Raw genomic sequence first — 16,294 nt, 5'->3', positions numbered from 1 at the left:
GAATTGAAATAGGAACAGAAGCAACTCGTACAGGAATTATTGAAACTTGTAAAAAAAGAGAATATATATCACAAAAAGCTTCTAATTACTCAATAGAAGCACTTGGAGAAAAATTAATAGAAAACCTAGATAAGTTAGAAATTAATTTATATGCTGATAAAACAGTAGAATTTTCAAAAATACTTAAAAAGATATATAAAGGAGAAGCAAAAGTAGAAGAAGCTATAGATATGACAGCAGAAGAACTAAAAGGAATAATATCTAAAGATATAGAACTTGAAAAAATAGATAAAAATGAGTTAAAAGAAGTAATTGGAGAGTGTCCTGTATGTAAAAAACCAGTTTATGAAGGAGAAAAAAACTTTTATTGTAGTGACTACAAAAATTGTGACTTTAAGCTATGGAAAAAGACTAAGAGATTTTCTGATGAACTTACAATTACAAAAGCAAAGGCAAAATCATTGTTAAGTGGAAAAAAAGCTGTATTTACACTTACTGGAAAAGAGAATAAAAAATTTGAAGGATATCTGAAGCTGGAAATAACAGAAAAAGATGGGAAGAAATATCCTAATCTAAAACTAGATGGATTTCCTGAAAAGAAGAAAAAATAAAAAGCCCCAAAGGGGCTGAGGCTACTATTTGTTCTTATACCACCACCAAACAACAATGAAGAAAGCAATTGCAATCCCTCCATGAATTGAAAGTGAGTGAATATAGATGTACATAATAGTACCTCCTCGATAAGTATTTCTCTATATACCAAGTCTCTGACCTCTTGATATATATGAGAAAAGCTCTCACAAAGTGAGAGCCAAACTCATCAGAGATTCATACTTATCGAGTGCCCCTAAGGGTCTTTCAACTTAATTATATCACATTTACCCAAAAAGTCAAAAAATATGAAAGGGAATAACTATGAAACTTTTAGATAAAGTTAAAGAAATACTAGAAATTTCTTTGTGTGGGAAAAAGATATCCTTGTCAAGATATGAATTTTCCTTATTAGCTTATGAATATAGAGGCTTAGAAATGTATATAAGAAATTCAGCTTATCAACATATAATAGAGATTTCAAATGGAGAAATGCAAAAAAATGTATTAGCTCAAGTTCCAATGACTAAGTTTATAATGGTAGAAAATTGGAAACAAACAGATAAAGAGAATATAACAGAATATACATATTATAATTGTCCAAGCTTTACAAGTGTAGATATAAAGTTTTTTAAAAAAATAAAAATTAAAAGAGAAGAAACGATAACTATAGAAAACAACTATCCCAATATTATTTGGTATAAGAATGGAAAGGAAGTAGTATTAACAATAGAATTTGACAGGTTTGGAAGAACTTCATTAGTAAAAGGAGCAAATATAAAAATTCTTAAAACAGGAGAAAGACGTTGGGACAAATAAATAAACTAGGGGGATAAAGTCATGGAAGAAAAAACAATTACAAATCAAGAATACTATGATTTTGAAAAAAAGATTTTAAAATCAGAGAAGATCTTAACTAAAGAATATGATGGTTATGAAGCTATTGAAGAATATAGAGAATATTTTGAAAATGGAGAGTTAAAAATTAAAGGAGAATATGTAACTGGTCAAAAAGGGAATGAATGGTTATATTATAAAGATGATGGAACTCTAATAGAAAAAGAACACTATATAGAAGGAATACTATTAGAAAAAGAAAATTATGAAATAAATGATAAAGCTAAGGAATATTTTAATGATCAAGAAGAGTATAAAGGTTTTTATAAAGAAACTTATCATTATAATAAAAGAGTTGCTTCAGAAGAAATAAATATTGATGACAAAAGAAGTAAAAAAAATGTTTATTCTGAAGAGGGAGAGCTGCTGTATTCAGAAGAAAACAAATATGAAGAAAATAAAGTAATACAGAATCGTTATTATGCTTCAGGCAAATTAGAAAAAGAGCGAGAGGCAATTATAGATGGGGATAATGTAACAGAGAGTATTAAGGAATATTATGAAACTGGCGAATTAAGAAGTGAAACTGATAGATTTCGTAGTTCTAGGGATTTAAAAAAAGAAAATATTAAGGAATACTATATTTCAGGAGAAGTAGAAAAAGAAAGAAAAGCAGTTTTTAATTCTGAAGATAAAGGGACTTATACAGTAGATTTAGAATATGATAAAAGTGGAAATGTCACATATAAAAGAATACTTGATAATGGAAAATTAAATCAAAAAGTTTTTGAATATGAGGCAGATAAATTAATAAGAGAAACAGGAAGAATCTCTTATTATAAAGATGGAAATCACAATATAGAAGAAGAGAATGAAAAAGAATATTATAAATCAGGGAAATTAGAAAAAGAGATAATCATTTTTGAAAATGGTAATACTATTTTAAATAATTATTCAGAATTAGGGAAACTTCTTTATAGCAGTGAAAAAAAAGAAGATGGAGTAGTTAAAAAAGAATATTATGAATCAGGACAATTGAAAAGTGAAATAAATACATCTAAAACAGGAGAAAGTATTTTAAATAATTATTCAGAATTAGGAAAACTTCTTTCTACTAGAGAAGAAAAAGAATACTATAGATCAGGAATATTACAGCAAGAAAAAAACTTTTCTCGTATTAATGAAAATGGAGAATATCATGTGTATGGAAGTATAAAAGAATATTATGATAATGGAAATTTAGAAAGAGAACTAACAACTGTAGATTCACTTTATGATGGACAATACAAGGCATACCATAGAAATGGGGTTTTATCATATGAAGAAAGTTATGAGCAAGGAAAGAAATTAAAAAATCTAAAAATATATAATGAAAAAGGAAAATTAAATCATGATCAGGAAAAATTTGAAAAAAGCTTTATGAATAAATTACATTCTTTTATTTTTAAACCAAAGGAAGAAAAGCAAGAAGATAAAGAAACATTTGTTTGGCAATACTATTCAACTGGAGCAAGTCCAGAGGATTCAGTTTATAAGCTAATGGAAATTGAAAAAAGACATAAAAGTAATGATATACAAGAACTAAATTTATCAGAAAAATTAGAAATGGGAAGTGAAGCTATAAAGCAAGATGGGAAATCAGTTAGTTATTATCCACCAGAACTTGAAGATGATTCTTTTGGAAATCCTCAATTACTTCCAGGAACTATAAAAGAGGAAATTGAATGGAAAAATAATGAAATGATAACTTACAAAAAGTATTCTAAGGAAGGAATAATTTTAGAAGATATAGATAGAAATCATTCAGGAGAAAAAGTAATTGAAAATTATGATAATGGGCAACTTAAAAGTAGTAAAGAGTATGATGAAAATGGGAAAATAACGGATACTTGGAACTTTTATGATAAAAGTGGAAATATAGAAAAAATGATGTTGTATACTGATGGAAAATTAACAGAGGAAAGTAAAAAAGAAGCAGCAATAACTGAAATAGGATATGTTCATTATGTATATAATGGGCATGAAGATGTACAAAGAATAGAGTATGCTCCAAAAGAAGATGAATATATGAAGATTTATCATTTGAAAGATGGAACAAAAGATATATATCATGAAAAAGAGGAAGTAACTCTATATGAAAAACATGATGAAAAAGGAACTATAGTAGAAAGAGGACAGTTTGATGAAGAATCAAAGCAGATAGGAACATGGGAATATTATGATATTTCAGGAAAATTAACTGAAAAGAAAGAGTTTCAAGAAGGAAAAGAAGTAGAAAAAGAAAAATCTTCAGAGAAGAAAAATCCCTGGGCTAAAAGCAAAGGTAAAGATAAAGAATCTGAAAATGAAAGATAAAATGGAGGGGAATTATGAATAAGAAAATTGAACAAGCAACTGAAGAGCATAAAAAATGGAAAAATAAAAAAATAATTGTAGAATATGGAATTGCTGATGAAGGAGAAATAGTTCAGCCTTCAGATCTTGAAGGAGGGGCTGAAGATGGAAAAAAATAAAAAGTCCGCTTTTGAAATAGTAATGGAGGACAGAAAAGAAATTGTAGATGAACTTATAAAAAGTATGGAACAAGGGTATGTAGCAACTAGAAAGTTGTGGGATAAAATGGCAGTACGCCCACAAAATCCAGTTTCAGAAGTTTATTATAAAGGTGGAAATAGATTTAGGCTTAGTATGGCAGCAGTTAAAAATGGATATAAAGATCCAAGATGGCTGAGAACTAGATAAACCTATAGTAAATTATTTTAAAGTTTTTAATGCTGAACAAATAGCAGGAATTCCTGAATTAGAAAAACTTCCATTAGAAAAAGGACAAATACTGGAAATAGCTGAAGATATGATAGCTGCTTCTATGTGTCCAATAAAAGAAGTTGGACAAGAACAAGCATACTACAGTCCATCAAAAGATGAAATAGTTTTACCATTAAGGGAAAGTTTTAAAGATTCTGAATCTTTTTTATCTACAGCACTTCATGAAATGATCCATAGTACAGGGCATGAAAGCAGACTTAATCGAGATAAGGGACATATGTTTGGAAGCCCTGAATATGCAAAAGAAGAGCTTATAGCAGAATTAGGATCAGTATTTCTACAAGGAGATTTGGGAATAAAATTAGAAGGAGAACATTTTCAGGATCACAGCAATTATTTAAAAAGTTGGATAGGGGCATTAAAAGAAGATTACCACGAGCTTTTCAGAGCTTGTATAGAGGCTGAAAAAATTGGAGAATAAACCTTTAACAAAGCCACTAGATAAACTACAGGTAATTTTCCATTGGTCTGAAAATGACTTTGGATTAGCTGAAGAAACATCATTAAGGGGCGAAAAAGCCTATAATTTTATCAAACAGTTAATGGACTATGACAAAGAGAAAAATAAAGAAAGAGAAACAAATGAGAAATCAGGATATGATAAAACTAAAATCAGTCTTTATTATGGTGGAGAATGTATAAAAGAAAAAATCAGAATAGATCTGGGAGATTTGGAATTTGGAAAAGATACTCAAAAAGTTTCAGATGGACTGGAATATAGATTAATGCTGTATGTAAAAGATGTAAGAGATAATGCTCATGAATATTCAGAAATGTCAGAAGTCCTATATGGAGAGAAAATGAAAGACTTCAGAGAAAGAGAAAATAAATACTTGAAGAGTAAGGATCAGGAAGTAGAAAAAGAAAAAGCTTCAGGAAAGAAAAATCCCTGGGCAAAACCTAAAAATAAGGATAAAGAATCAGAAAATGAGAGATAAGAAGAAGACTACTAGAAATAGTAGTCTTTTTTAGTTGAATTTTATGATATAATAAAATAGAAAACTGTTTAAAAAAATTAATAAATAATTGAGGAATAAAATAATAAAAAATTTAATGTAAAAAAATTATTTTTATATGGAGGAACTCTATGAATTTAATGGGAAACATGTATGGAAAAAATATTAATTTTTTAATAGGTTCAGGGGCAAGTGTTGGTGCAATTCCAACCTTAAAAACAAATTGGATTGAAGATAGAAATGAAGAATTAACAGTAGAAGATATATTGGAAAGATATAAAGCTGATAATAAAGTTTTGGATTTGGTTTATTCATATTATTATCATCAAATAATAAAAAATTGTTTTTTAGAAAAACTAGATACAGATGGAAAAAAAGTATTCAATAATTATAAGAAATTTCTTGAAAAAATTTTGTTTTTTTTACAAAGAGAAGGTTATCAAAAGCCAAGAAGAATAAATATTTTTACCACAAATTATGATTTATTTTTTGAAAAGGCAGCAGATGAATTAACTGGTAAAGTTGAATTTTATTTTAATGATGGATCATCAGGAAATATAACTAAAAAACTTAGTATGAAAAATTATCATAAAAAAATTCTCCATACAGGAATTTTTGATAATTTTGATAGAGAAATTCCTATCATAAATCTTTTTAAAATACATGGTTCTGTTTCATGGAATTATAATGATGATAGAGATGAAATACTCATTACTTATTTACAAAACGAAAAAGATGTAAGTGAAGATATATTTAAAAATCTTGAAATAACATCACTTAATTCAGATATAGAAGAAAAATATGATTCGAAAATAGCAGGAATAAGAAATAAATTAAGAGAAAATTTTGTTATAATATTTCCTGAAAAAAATAAATTTGAAGAAACTGTATACCAAGAATTTTATTATCAACATTTAAGACAATTAAGTTATGAATTAGAGAAAAATGATTCAATTTTGATTGTATTTGGATTTAGTTTTGCAGATGAACATATAGCTAGCCTTGTTAAAAGAGCATTGAATAATCCTACATTGAAAATATATATTTTTTGTTATCAATATAGCCAAGAAAAAGAACTTTTAGAAAATTTAAAAATTTCTAAAAGTGATAAAATAAAATTTATAAAACCACAAGATGATGGAAAGATTGATTTTGAAAATTTTATAAAAAAACTTTTTGGTAGTGATAAAAATGATTAATACTGAATTTCAAGTAGGTACTGTTTGGAGTGTTAAAGGAAATGAAGTAATAATAAAAATGTTTAATGTATCTTCTGACTTTAAATATTTTTATGAAGGAAAGGAATATGAAGGAATTAAAAATGGAGGATATTTAGCTATAATAAGAGGAGATATTGACATTATTTGTCAAATTGAATCAGAAGAGATAAGAGATATTTTATTAACAAGAAATAAAATTAAAGAATGTGAAAAGGAAAAATATGAAAGATATGTTTATGCAAAGTGTATAGGATATATTGAAAATATCCAATTCAAATCTGGAGTTAAATTTTCTCCTATTATTTATAATATGGTTAAAATGTTAGATGATGAAAGTATAAGGAATATAATTGCACCTACAGGAGCTCAAACAATCCCTTTTAAAATTGGTAAAGATTTACACTATAATTTATCTATAGACTTACCTTGGACGAAGATATTCAATTCTCATATGGGAATATTTGGAAATACAGGTAGTGGAAAATCAAATACTTTAACAAGGCTATATGATACTTTACTGAATCACAAAGAGTTATCCTTAAGTAAGAGTGATTTTGTTTTTATTGATTTTAATGGAGAATATATAGGTACTGATGTTTTAAGTAGAGATAAAAAAGTTTATAATTTAAATACGAAAGAAGAAGAAGGAGACAAATTTAAAATAAAAAAAAGTAGTTTTTGGAATGAGGAAGTTCTAAGTCTTTTGTTTCATGCAACAGAAAAAACTCAAAAACCATTTTTAAAAAATTTAATAAAAGGCAGAAAAAAAAATTATAATGACGATATAGATGCTAAAGAAAATTTGATAAAATATATAAAAATAATATATAAAAAAATGTTTGATTCAACAAATCCTAAGAGAGAAACACTAGAATTAATGAAAGAAATTTTAGAGATAATTGGAGTAGATGCAGGAAATTTAAATAGATTAGAATGGTTTAATTCTTGTTTTCGAATAAAACGTATAAATGATTATATATATTCAGGCAAGCCTGAAAATGTAGAATTGTTTGTAGAAATTTTAAATATAGAATCATTGGAAATAAGTAAAAATATTAACTCATTTGAAGAAGTAGAAATAAGAGCAAGGCTTGATTTAATAAAAGGGCTACTATTGAATTATGTTCAATATGATAATATTAATCCATTGATAGCTAGAATAAAAGCAACTTCTCAAATTTTAAACAGAGTAATTGAAATAAGTGAAGATTCAGAAGAAAATACAGAGGAGAGTAAAAATATAAAAATAATTTCATTAAGAAATTGTAGACAAGAAATAAAAAAATTATTTCCAATTTTATTAGCAAAAGAATATTTTGAAGCTCATAAAAAAAAGAATAACAGAGAAATAAAAGGGACTTTTCACTTAGTAATTGATGAAGCTCATAATATTTTATCAAATCAATCAAATAGAGAAGCAGAATTATGGAAAGATTATAGATTAGAACTTTTTGAAGAGATTATAAAAGAAGGTAGAAAATTTGGTTTTTTCTTAACAGTTGCAAGTCAAAGACCAGCAGATATTTCCGAGACTATTATGTCACAATTTCATAACTTTTTTATTCATCGATTGATCAATGATAAAGATTTAAGATTGATTGATAATGTTATCTCAACTTTAGATCGAAACTCAAAACAAATGATTCCAACATTGCCACAAGGTGCTTGTATATTAACAGGAACAGCATTTGATTTGCCTAAAATAATTCAAGTAGATTATATAAGTAAAAAAGAAGAAAGACCTAATAGTGATGATATTAATCTTGAAGAAGTTTGGAAAAAAGAATAAGAAAATCTATAAAATCTTATAGAATCGTAAATAGATATAAAAAAATAGAAATAAAGAACATTATTAAAAAAATGGGGGAGGGGAGATTATGAAAATAGATGTCACAAAAATTTTAAAAGAAAATCTAAGTAGTCCAGCATTAAGATATTTATTTATGCTATACCTTGTTACTTTTTTTGCTCAGATATTAAAATTTGATGAATTAGGAATTCTACCTTCAAAAGGAAATTATAGTTTCTTATTAATATTAAATTATATGAAAGAGATATCACAATTGCTAATTCTAATTATAGGAAGTACTGTAATTTGGCTTTCCTTGATTAATTTTTTTGGTGTTTTTACTTTTAGCAAATGTATAGATCTATTGAGAATTGGAATACTAATTTACTATTTAAAAAGTTATCAGGAGGCTACAATATACAAAGAGAATTTTTATATAATATTTTTATGCTGGTTAATTATGTTTTTTGTAGAAGTTTTTCATTATAAGGAATGTGAAGATAAGTTAGAGAATAAATATAGAGAAAGAATTTTTTATAATAGAATAATCATTTATGGAATAGTAATAGCAAAAGGAATAGTTTATGTACAAAGTACAATAAAAATATAGACTATAATAGAATTTATTAATTTTTTTCTGGTCAAATTCCATTGAAAAATACTTTTCTAAAAAAAGAGTTACTCATAGAGAGTAACCCCTTGACTTTATTGAAAAAATTATAGATTTGGTGCCAAAGGACAAAAAAGTTGGCACAAGATCTAATTAATCTATAAATTTTTCTATGTATCTTTTTTTAGTTAAAACTTCATAAAATTCTTCTTTTTCATTAAAATTATCAATAAATTCTTTTTCTTGTAACTTTTGTAATAACTTTTCATTAAAAGCTGTTTTAGCAATTATAAGAGTAAGATCTTTTTTAAAGATATCATTATACTCTTTTAAATTCATAAATTTCAAATATTTTAGAACTTCTTTTTTTTCATTCATTTCTTCTAATGAAGCTATTAAGAAATCTAATTTCTTCTCATTAGATATTTCATTGGAGCTAAAAATTCTTTTTCTTAATTCTGGAGAAGCAGCTAATAATATGTAATAATCATTATTTATATTTGGAATAGCTAATTCAAATATAATATTTTTTATGCTGCTATCATATTGATTATATTCTTTTATCAGATTTTTAAATTCTTTTTTATCATAATTATTTTTTAAAATATATTCTTGAATATTAGATGAATAATCCATATTTGTAATATAAATAGGATTCTTTGAAAGTTTTAATAATTCTAATTTTACTTTTTCTTCAATATCACTATTTGATAAAATCATTAATAATTCTTCTTGAGAAAATAAGCTTTCTGAAACAGTTTCAGAATATAGATCTATGTTATATGTGATAAAATAGTTTAAGTTATCTTTATAATTTTCTCTAATTTTTTCTAAATTTTTAGAAGTCATTCTTATAATTTTTAATTTTATTAATATGTTCATTTTTTCTTTAGAAATATTTTCAGGAAAATTTCCACTTTCATAATGCCATTTAAAAGATCCAATTATATTTTTATAGATACTGTTTTTTAAACTATTACATATTAAGATATAATCAAAGAACTTTTCAACTATTTCTTCTGAGATAATATTTTTTATATTTTCAAACGAAAGAGGTTTTTTCTCTAAATTAATAAAATTTATTAAGGTATCACTTAATTTTTGTTTTTCATTGAAATATAAAATTATATTTTCTTCTGAATATAAAATTTTTCCATTCTGGAGTAGTTTATCCCAAAGATGAATATATTCAATAGATGTAATGCTAGAAATAATTGTTCTTAAAAATTCAATATATTTTATTTTGTTTTCTTCATCTATATTTTCATTATTTAAAAGTTTTAATGCTACAGGTTCATCATCTTCTATAATAGAATTGCAATTTTCTAAAATAATTTCAATATATGAGTTAATATTATCTTCAACATAATTATATAATTCTGAAGAACTATTATTATATATACAAGTATAGTTTTTCTTACTAATTTCATCATTTGAGGTAATCCTCAATATTTCTTTTAACATTAAACTTATATTATAAAAGTTTAATTCATACATGGAATTTTTATATATTTCATTAAATAATTCTTTATTAGCAAGAGAATAATTTATTTTTTTAAATTTTATATCTAACTCGTTAAATTTTTCTATTAATTTATTTATATTAGGATTTTCAATTTCTAAATAGTCTTCTTTCATTTCTACATATTCTTTTAAGATGTTGCTTATATTAATATCATTTAATAGATTTTTATCAGATGTATAAAGAGTAAGTATTGAATAATAATGTTCTTCTTCCTTTGAGAATTCTTTTTCTTCTATTAATTCTTTAAAAAATTCTTTCCAAATAGAATTTAAATTTTTAACCAATAATTTACTTTTTATATCTAAATTAAAAAATTTTCGGATAAAATCAAAGTTTTTTGTTTTTTTCAATTGTGTAAGAAGAATAACTAATTTATTTTTTTCTTTATCATTTTCTAATAAATTTTCCAACAAATTAAAGTTTAAAGACTCTATCTCTTCAAAGTCATTTTCTTTTAATCTTTCAAGAACTAAACCAGGATTTTTCAAATTATAATTGTATTCTTTTTTCTCTCTATCTAATACACAACGTAAGAAAATTTTATCTTCTTTTGATAAACTGTTTTCATAGAAATATGTCATATAATCAGAATAAGTATTATCCAAGTAGCCACTTCTTATTAAATATTTTAATAATTTAAAGTATGTGTTAGTTTTTACATCATCAAATTTCTTAATATTATTCAGTTCATTTTTAACTTCTATTTCGAAAATAGTATTAATATTTTTACTAGTTATAATTTCTTTTAAACTTTTGTTTAATAATGTATTTTTAAACTTTTCAATTTCAGATATTTGATTTTGAAGTTTTGATATTCTTGACTCTTTATAACTATCAATAGTTTCTTTTCTTACTATATAGTTATCCATCCATTCTCTTCTATTATTTATTTTAAGAGAATTCAAATTATTTTTTATAAAATCCAATTCTTCAATTCTTATTAAATGTTCAGATCGGATACTTTCTATTTTTTCTTTAAATTGATTTATTTCTTTATTAAGATTTATAATTTCATTATTTATAAATTCATCTTTTTTAACAAATAGATTATAGACAAAACCTTGATTTAATTGTAACTCAGAAAAATCTTTTGGAAAAAGATTCTTATATATTATAATTCCAAGCATTTTATTACAATTTATTTCTATAATTTTAAGTCTTTCATAATAAATTTTAAATTCATTATAAACATTTTTTAATAAACGCATATCATCGATATATAAAGAAATATCTTGTAAAAAATATTTATCTAATTTTTCCGAATATTCCTTTCCAAATAATTCTAAAATCTTATTATATGAGTTAGAACTATCTATTACTGGGATAATTGGAATTATAAAATCAAAAAACTTAGTTCGGTCTTTTGATGTAAAAGTGTCATCTTTTAATAGGTATAAAAATTTTAAAATTTTACCTTCAGGTTTTAGACGGTTATTCACTAAAGTGTTAATTTCTCTTAATCTTCCAAAGATTTCTCCCATACCATAGCGATCTATATCTTCAAATACAATTACATCAACATTGGCTTCTTCAAATAAATAAAGAACTTCATTTAAATATTTATCAAAAAAAGATTCATTACTGTCTTCTGCTATTTCTATTTCATTTCCATTGAGATTTAATTTCTTAAAAACATTTTTAGTTTTTTGAACTTTTAATGCTTTATAAATAAAAATTCCCAACAAAAATGACAAACCTATAAAACTTGAGAATCTAAAAATATTAGTAGTTGAAAGAATTAAACAAGGAAGATCTTTTAATATAAAGGATTTCCATTTATAAAAATAAATATTATAAAATAATGTTTTTCTTTTTACTTTAAAGCAAGTTTGAGGTATTTTATCAACTGAAATTTGGTGTATTAATTGATTTAAAATTTTTGATTCTAAAGTATTTATATTTAGTATTTGATTTTTATCTTCTTTATCATCTAATTCCTTAAAATAAGTTAAGGAGATATGAAGAAATTTTTTATCCTTTTCTTGATTTTTATAACTTTCAAGAACACTACTTTTTCCAGCACCATAGCTTCCAGAAATTGCTATATTTTTTATATTGTTATTTTTTAAACTATAACTTATTGCTTCCTTATAAATATCCAAAGTAATATCATTTACAGGGCTTAGGTCATAAAATTTAATCATATATCTCCTTTTAATAATCAATTAATTTAATCCACTTCAAGTTAAGTATAGCATAAAAAAGAATTCTTTCAAAACTTTCTAGAGAGAGAAAATATCAAATAAATTTTAGTACTTTTACTAAATTTAGTAAAAGTACTTGACTTACTAAATCCAATAAAATATAATTTAACATATAAAAGTTGATTTAATTATTTTAGGAGGTTTAATTATGAAAATACCAAGGCATTTAGCTCATGAACCAGTTGTAGTTCTAGAGGGTTATGATAAAATTGATGGTTCAAATGTTAATAATTCCGATGCAAAAGGTCTTTCTTTAGGATTTGCTCAATATAATAATAGAGATATTTCAGCAAAAGTATGGAGGTATTCAGAAAGTGGTAAAAAATGGTCTAGACAATCTGAAGAGCTTCCTTTAAATAGAGTTTTGGATTTAGCTCTTCTAATTTTAAAAACAAAATTATTGTTAAATGGAAATTTTAAAGAAAACACACTTTCGCAAAATGATATTAGTTTAAATATAGATTTTGAAGATTTAAAAAAAGTAGAAGAATTTAAAACTATTTTCAAAAATTATGATAGTAAATATCTAAATGAAAGAATTGAAGACTTAAAAAAAGTTATAAATCAATTATAAAAAATAATAATTTAAAAATTCTTCCAGCTATTAGGGTTTCATGAAAATAGAATATTGTAGATGTAGATTAAAGCTGAAAAAAATAGAGGAAGAAAAAATCCTCTTTTAGTGTGAAAAGCTATATTAGTGTTAATCTAAGCCTTGATTTTATTGAGGTAGTTTAATATTTTGGGAAAAAAGCCACAAAAATCGGAGCTACCCCTTTAAAAGATGAACAAGGTTTAAAAACAACAGGGAGACCAAGAAAAGAAAGGGAAGAATAAATTGTATTATAACTTGTAATACAAATGGGTAAAAAAAACTTGACGATTATTTTATATTGGAGTATAATAGTCTTAAGAAGATATCCACATAGGAAAGTGTGGAGGTTAATATAAAGAAATTTCCAAGGTAGAAGATATCCACGTAGGAAAGCGTGGAGGTTAATATAAAGAAATTTCCAATTAGAAGAAAATTATGATAGAATAACTCTTGAGAAAGAGTTATTTTTTTTTAGGGAGGATTTAAAAAAATTGAATAAGCTTTTTTATATATTAACAGCAGATTTTTATTCTGATTATCAAAATTTAAAAGAAATTATGATAAAACAAAATCGTCCTTATTTTATGTATCAATTAATTATTGATGGGGTTGAATTTGCAATACCGCTTAGATCTCATATAGATCACAATGATTATTTCTTTACTGGATATTCTCCAGAAGGAGATAATTGTGGAATTGATTATAGTAAAGCTGTTATAATAACAGATAAAAATAGATATTTAGAAAAGACATTAGTAAAAATCCGAAAAACTGAATACCTAATGATTATAGGAAAAGAACATTTGATAAAAAAAGGATTTTTAAAATACATAAAAAAATATAAAAAGGCTTATAAAATAGTATCACAAGGAAAAGGAAGTTTAGTAGAGCAAGATATTTGCCAATATTCAACACTACAAAATTATCATAATGAATTAGGGATCTAATTATTGAAAGAAATTTTAACTGATGATAAGACAGCTTTAAAAAGGGCTGTTTTTTATTGCACATATTTAGTCCTATAATTAAAAAGATAAAAAACAAATGACATATTTATAGACAGCTCTATTTTATTAATACTTGTCATAAAAGAAAAGTGACAAGTATTTTTTACTGTAAAATCAATACTATAATTTTATTTTCTTTTTTTTCATTTTAATTACTTGTCATATATATATTAATATCAATATTATGACAAGTAATTAAAAAATATCATCACCTAATGGCAAACCTATTTTTTCCTCTATATTTTTTAAAACATTTACTATGCATAGTTGCTCATCTTTACTAAGTTCAGTAAACATTATAATGTGAAATTCTAAGATTGTAAATCTAATGAAATCTAATTCATTTTTTAATAATGGTTCTCCCTTAATTGTTTTATCTAAAATTTTTAAATATTTTGATTTTCCTTCATGGCTTAAATGATTAAATGATGACATTATTACAGCTCCTGCTTTTGATATATAAACTGGCTGTTCTGGAAAATCACTAACTTCGATTCTATCTTTTTCAGGAATTTCATATATTTCAGAAGCTTTATCTATAAAATCTTTAAATCTAATAAGATATATTTCTTTAGATGTAGCTTCTTTATGCTCTTCTTTTAAAGCAATTTTTAATGTATTAGGGATTGTCTTCTCTATCCAATCTTCTTTTTTCTCTTCTGATACAAAAATTACATTATCATTAATGCTTTTTATTTCTTTCCAGATAAAAAAATCTCCAAATTCGTTATCTTTCTTTGTTTTTAAATCCTCACTTCCAGGAAAAGGAACATTTCTAGTGATTCTTTTCAATCCTTCCATTTGAATAGAAATATAATTTTCAGCTGTACATTCTTCTCCTATTTTATTTTCAAATATTTTGAATAGTTCTTTTAAAATAGGGTCATTCTCTAAACTAATATCTTCTTTTTCAACCCCTTTAAATATATCTTTTATTTCTTCTTCCACTTCTTTATGTATTACTTTAATTTTTTCTTTGTAGGATTCAAAACATGTATCTAATTTTTTTACTATATTTTCATTTTTATTTAAACAATCTAAATTATCTCTTCCTAATAGATCAATCCTATTCCAAGTTATTTTTTCTGTTTTGGATATTCCTTCTTGTGAAAATTTTATTATTTTGTCAATTACTTCTCCATTTTTATTATCTTCACAGCCTATTCCATTCTTATATTTTTCTAATTTTTTTATCATTTTATTTCTATTTTTAGAAAATTCAAATAAAACTTGATATGGCATAAATAATCTTTCTTTTATTTCTATTCTCTTCAATAAATTAAAAATCTTTTTTCTATCTTTTTCAGGATATAAATAAATATCTAATAAAATATTTGTATCAAATACAATTTTAGAAGTTTTAAAATGTTCATCTGAAATTTCATCTGAATATCTTTCAACATTTTTAAAAGTATTGACTAAATTCTCATACTTTTTTTTCATAAAATCCTCCCCTATATGAACTAGAACAGTATCATATTACCATATAAATATATTCCTGTCAAAATCATGTTTTTCTTATTTAAATATTTTATCGGACTTTATTATCTATATCTAAAACCCCTATTTATTCATTGAATTTACTTGTCATAAATGATAGAATTATAATATATATTTTAATATACTTTATTCTCCAGGATAAAAAGGTTATTTGAATTATTATTTCGTTTTAATTTTTTGGAAGTATGTTTTTTTACTTCAATACAATAATTAATACTGGAGGAATATTAATGGTTACTTATAAAGAAATACAACAATATGTTAAAAATAAATATGATTATTCTGTAAAGACTTGTTGGATTGCTCATATGAAAGAATTATCAGGAATAAAAGTAAAAATTTCACATAGAAGATATGATGAAAATGTAAAAACTAATCCTTGTCCTGAAAATAAAATGAAAGATATAAAAGAAGCTTTCATTCATTTTGGAATGCTCAAAAAATAATTTATCTTCAGTAGTTAATTTTAAAAAAATTTATGCATTAATTTATTCTTGAAGAAAAAATATAAAATCTTAAATTTTTACTAGAAATAAGAGAATCTGTTAATTTAAAATGAAAACTAGCTCTGAAAAGTTGAAAAGGTATAAAAAGTGCTTTTAGAAAATTTCTATCCTAAAAAAGAGTATCACAA

General features: G+C 24.1%; 15 protein-coding genes. 13 read left to right on the top strand and 2 right to left on the bottom strand.

Going from position 1 to position 16,294, the window contains the following annotated elements; genetic code table 11:
• The 10 genes from E6771_RS15510 to E6771_RS15465 all read left to right on the top strand — a co-directional run.
• A partial coding sequence (locus E6771_RS15510) for a DNA topoisomerase (RefSeq protein ID WP_316092246.1) occupies positions 1 to 611 on the top strand: 611 nt, incomplete at its 5' end.
• A 304-nt stretch (positions 612 to 915) separates the two neighbouring features.
• The gene (locus E6771_RS15505; protein WP_316092245.1) at positions 916 to 1,410 is read left to right on the top strand and encodes a hypothetical protein; all 495 of its coding nucleotides are present in this window, start codon (positions 916 to 918) and stop codon (positions 1,408 to 1,410) included.
• Between the two features lie 21 nt (positions 1,411 to 1,431).
• Positions 1,432 to 3,783 carry a hypothetical protein gene (locus E6771_RS15500; RefSeq protein WP_316092244.1) on the top strand — a complete coding sequence of 784 codons (2,352 nt, stop codon included), beginning with the start codon at positions 1,432 to 1,434 and terminating at the stop codon, positions 3,781 to 3,783.
• A 14-nt stretch (positions 3,784 to 3,797) separates the two neighbouring features.
• A complete protein-coding gene (locus E6771_RS15495; RefSeq protein WP_316092243.1) occupies positions 3,798 to 3,941 on the top strand; it encodes a hypothetical protein in 144 nt (47 codons plus the stop codon).
• Entirely contained in the window at positions 3,928 to 4,170 is a 243-nt protein-coding gene (locus E6771_RS15490) for an ArdC family protein (RefSeq protein ID WP_316092242.1), read from the top strand. The genes E6771_RS15495 and E6771_RS15490 overlap by 14 nt, the downstream gene beginning before the upstream one ends.
• A 109-nt stretch (positions 4,171 to 4,279) precedes the next feature.
• Positions 4,280 to 4,675 (top strand): zincin-like metallopeptidase domain-containing protein, encoded by a 396-nt coding sequence (locus E6771_RS15485; RefSeq protein WP_316092241.1) that lies wholly within the window; start codon positions 4,280 to 4,282, stop codon positions 4,673 to 4,675.
• Positions 4,665 to 5,192 carry an LPD25 domain-containing protein gene (locus E6771_RS15480; protein WP_316092240.1) on the top strand — a complete coding sequence of 176 codons (528 nt, stop codon included), beginning with the start codon at positions 4,665 to 4,667 and terminating at the stop codon, positions 5,190 to 5,192. The genes E6771_RS15485 and E6771_RS15480 overlap by 11 nt, the downstream gene beginning before the upstream one ends.
• Positions 5,193 to 5,341: 149 nt before the next feature.
• On the top strand, positions 5,342 to 6,409 hold the full coding sequence (locus E6771_RS15475) for an SIR2 family protein (protein ID WP_316092239.1): 1,068 nt from the start codon (positions 5,342 to 5,344) through the stop codon (positions 6,407 to 6,409).
• Positions 6,393 to 8,219 carry an ATP-binding protein gene (locus E6771_RS15470; protein WP_316092247.1) on the top strand — a complete coding sequence of 609 codons (1,827 nt, stop codon included), beginning with the start codon at positions 6,393 to 6,395 and terminating at the stop codon, positions 8,217 to 8,219. Before E6771_RS15475 ends, E6771_RS15470 begins: the two co-directional genes overlap by 17 nt.
• An 88-nt stretch (positions 8,220 to 8,307) precedes the next feature.
• Positions 8,308 to 8,829 carry a hypothetical protein gene (locus E6771_RS15465; RefSeq protein ID WP_316092238.1) on the top strand — a complete coding sequence of 174 codons (522 nt, stop codon included), beginning with the start codon at positions 8,308 to 8,310 and terminating at the stop codon, positions 8,827 to 8,829.
• A 153-nt stretch (positions 8,830 to 8,982) separates the two neighbouring features.
• Here the strand turns inward: E6771_RS15465 and E6771_RS15460 are convergent, their stop codons facing one another.
• The gene (locus E6771_RS15460; protein WP_316092237.1) at positions 8,983 to 12,498 is read right to left on the bottom strand and encodes a hypothetical protein; all 3,516 of its coding nucleotides are present in this window, start codon (positions 12,496 to 12,498) and stop codon (positions 8,983 to 8,985) included.
• Between the two features lie 208 nt (positions 12,499 to 12,706).
• Here E6771_RS15460 and E6771_RS15455 point away from each other — a divergent pair, with 208 nt between their 5' ends.
• Both E6771_RS15455 and tenpIN read left to right on the top strand, forming a co-directional pair.
• Positions 12,707 to 13,132: a DUF6530 family protein gene (locus E6771_RS15455; protein ID WP_316092236.1), complete on the top strand. Its 426-nt coding sequence runs from the start codon at positions 12,707 to 12,709 to the stop codon at positions 13,130 to 13,132.
• Positions 13,133 to 13,644: 512 nt separating this feature from the next.
• The gene (gene tenpIN / locus E6771_RS15450) at positions 13,645 to 14,100 is read left to right on the top strand and encodes a type III toxin-antitoxin system TenpIN family toxin (RefSeq protein ID WP_316092235.1); all 456 of its coding nucleotides are present in this window, start codon (positions 13,645 to 13,647) and stop codon (positions 14,098 to 14,100) included.
• Positions 14,101 to 14,355: 255 nt separating this feature from the next.
• Here tenpIN and E6771_RS15445 read toward each other — a convergent pair whose 3' ends face one another.
• Entirely contained in the window at positions 14,356 to 15,603 is a 1,248-nt protein-coding gene (locus tag E6771_RS15445) for a PIN-like domain-containing protein (protein ID WP_316092234.1), read from the bottom strand.
• 287 nt (positions 15,604 to 15,890) lie between these two features.
• On the opposite strand from E6771_RS15445, the gene E6771_RS15440 reads away from it, so the two are divergent.
• Complete coding sequence (locus E6771_RS15440) at positions 15,891 to 16,106, top strand: hypothetical protein (RefSeq protein ID WP_316092233.1); 216 nt, start codon at positions 15,891 to 15,893, stop codon at positions 16,104 to 16,106.
• Positions 16,107 to 16,294 lie beyond the last annotated feature (188 nt).

The organism is Fusobacterium sp., from assembly GCF_032477075.1.
GTDB lineage: Bacteria > Fusobacteriota > Fusobacteriia > Fusobacteriales > Fusobacteriaceae > Fusobacterium_A.
Note: the sequence above shows the minus strand (reverse complement) of the source record. Positions and strands in the feature narration are given on the sequence as shown.

Excerpts from the sequence above, each read along its gene's own strand:
- E6771_RS15485 (WP_316092241.1), top strand. The coding sequence starts at position 4,280 with ATGATAGCTGCTTCTATGTGTCCAATAAAAGAAGTTGGACAAGAACAA.
- E6771_RS15500 (WP_316092244.1), top strand. The coding sequence starts at position 1,432 with ATGGAAGAAAAAACAATTACAAATCAAGAATACTATGATTTTGAAAAA.
- E6771_RS15455 (WP_316092236.1), top strand. The coding sequence starts at position 12,707 with ATGAAAATACCAAGGCATTTAGCTCATGAACCAGTTGTAGTTCTAGAG.
- E6771_RS15495 (WP_316092243.1), top strand. The coding sequence starts at position 3,798 with ATGAATAAGAAAATTGAACAAGCAACTGAAGAGCATAAAAAATGGAAA.
- E6771_RS15490 (WP_316092242.1), top strand. The coding sequence starts at position 3,928 with ATGGAAAAAAATAAAAAGTCCGCTTTTGAAATAGTAATGGAGGACAGA.
- E6771_RS15465 (WP_316092238.1), top strand. The coding sequence starts at position 8,308 with ATGAAAATAGATGTCACAAAAATTTTAAAAGAAAATCTAAGTAGTCCA.
- E6771_RS15475 (WP_316092239.1), top strand. The coding sequence starts at position 5,342 with ATGAATTTAATGGGAAACATGTATGGAAAAAATATTAATTTTTTAATA.
- E6771_RS15440 (WP_316092233.1), top strand. The coding sequence starts at position 15,891 with ATGGTTACTTATAAAGAAATACAACAATATGTTAAAAATAAATATGAT.
- E6771_RS15505 (WP_316092245.1), top strand. The coding sequence starts at position 916 with ATGAAACTTTTAGATAAAGTTAAAGAAATACTAGAAATTTCTTTGTGT.
- E6771_RS15460 (WP_316092237.1), bottom strand. The coding sequence starts at position 12,498 with ATGATTAAATTTTATGACCTAAGCCCTGTAAATGATATTACTTTGGAT.
- E6771_RS15445 (WP_316092234.1), bottom strand. The coding sequence starts at position 15,603 with ATGAAAAAAAAGTATGAGAATTTAGTCAATACTTTTAAAAATGTTGAA.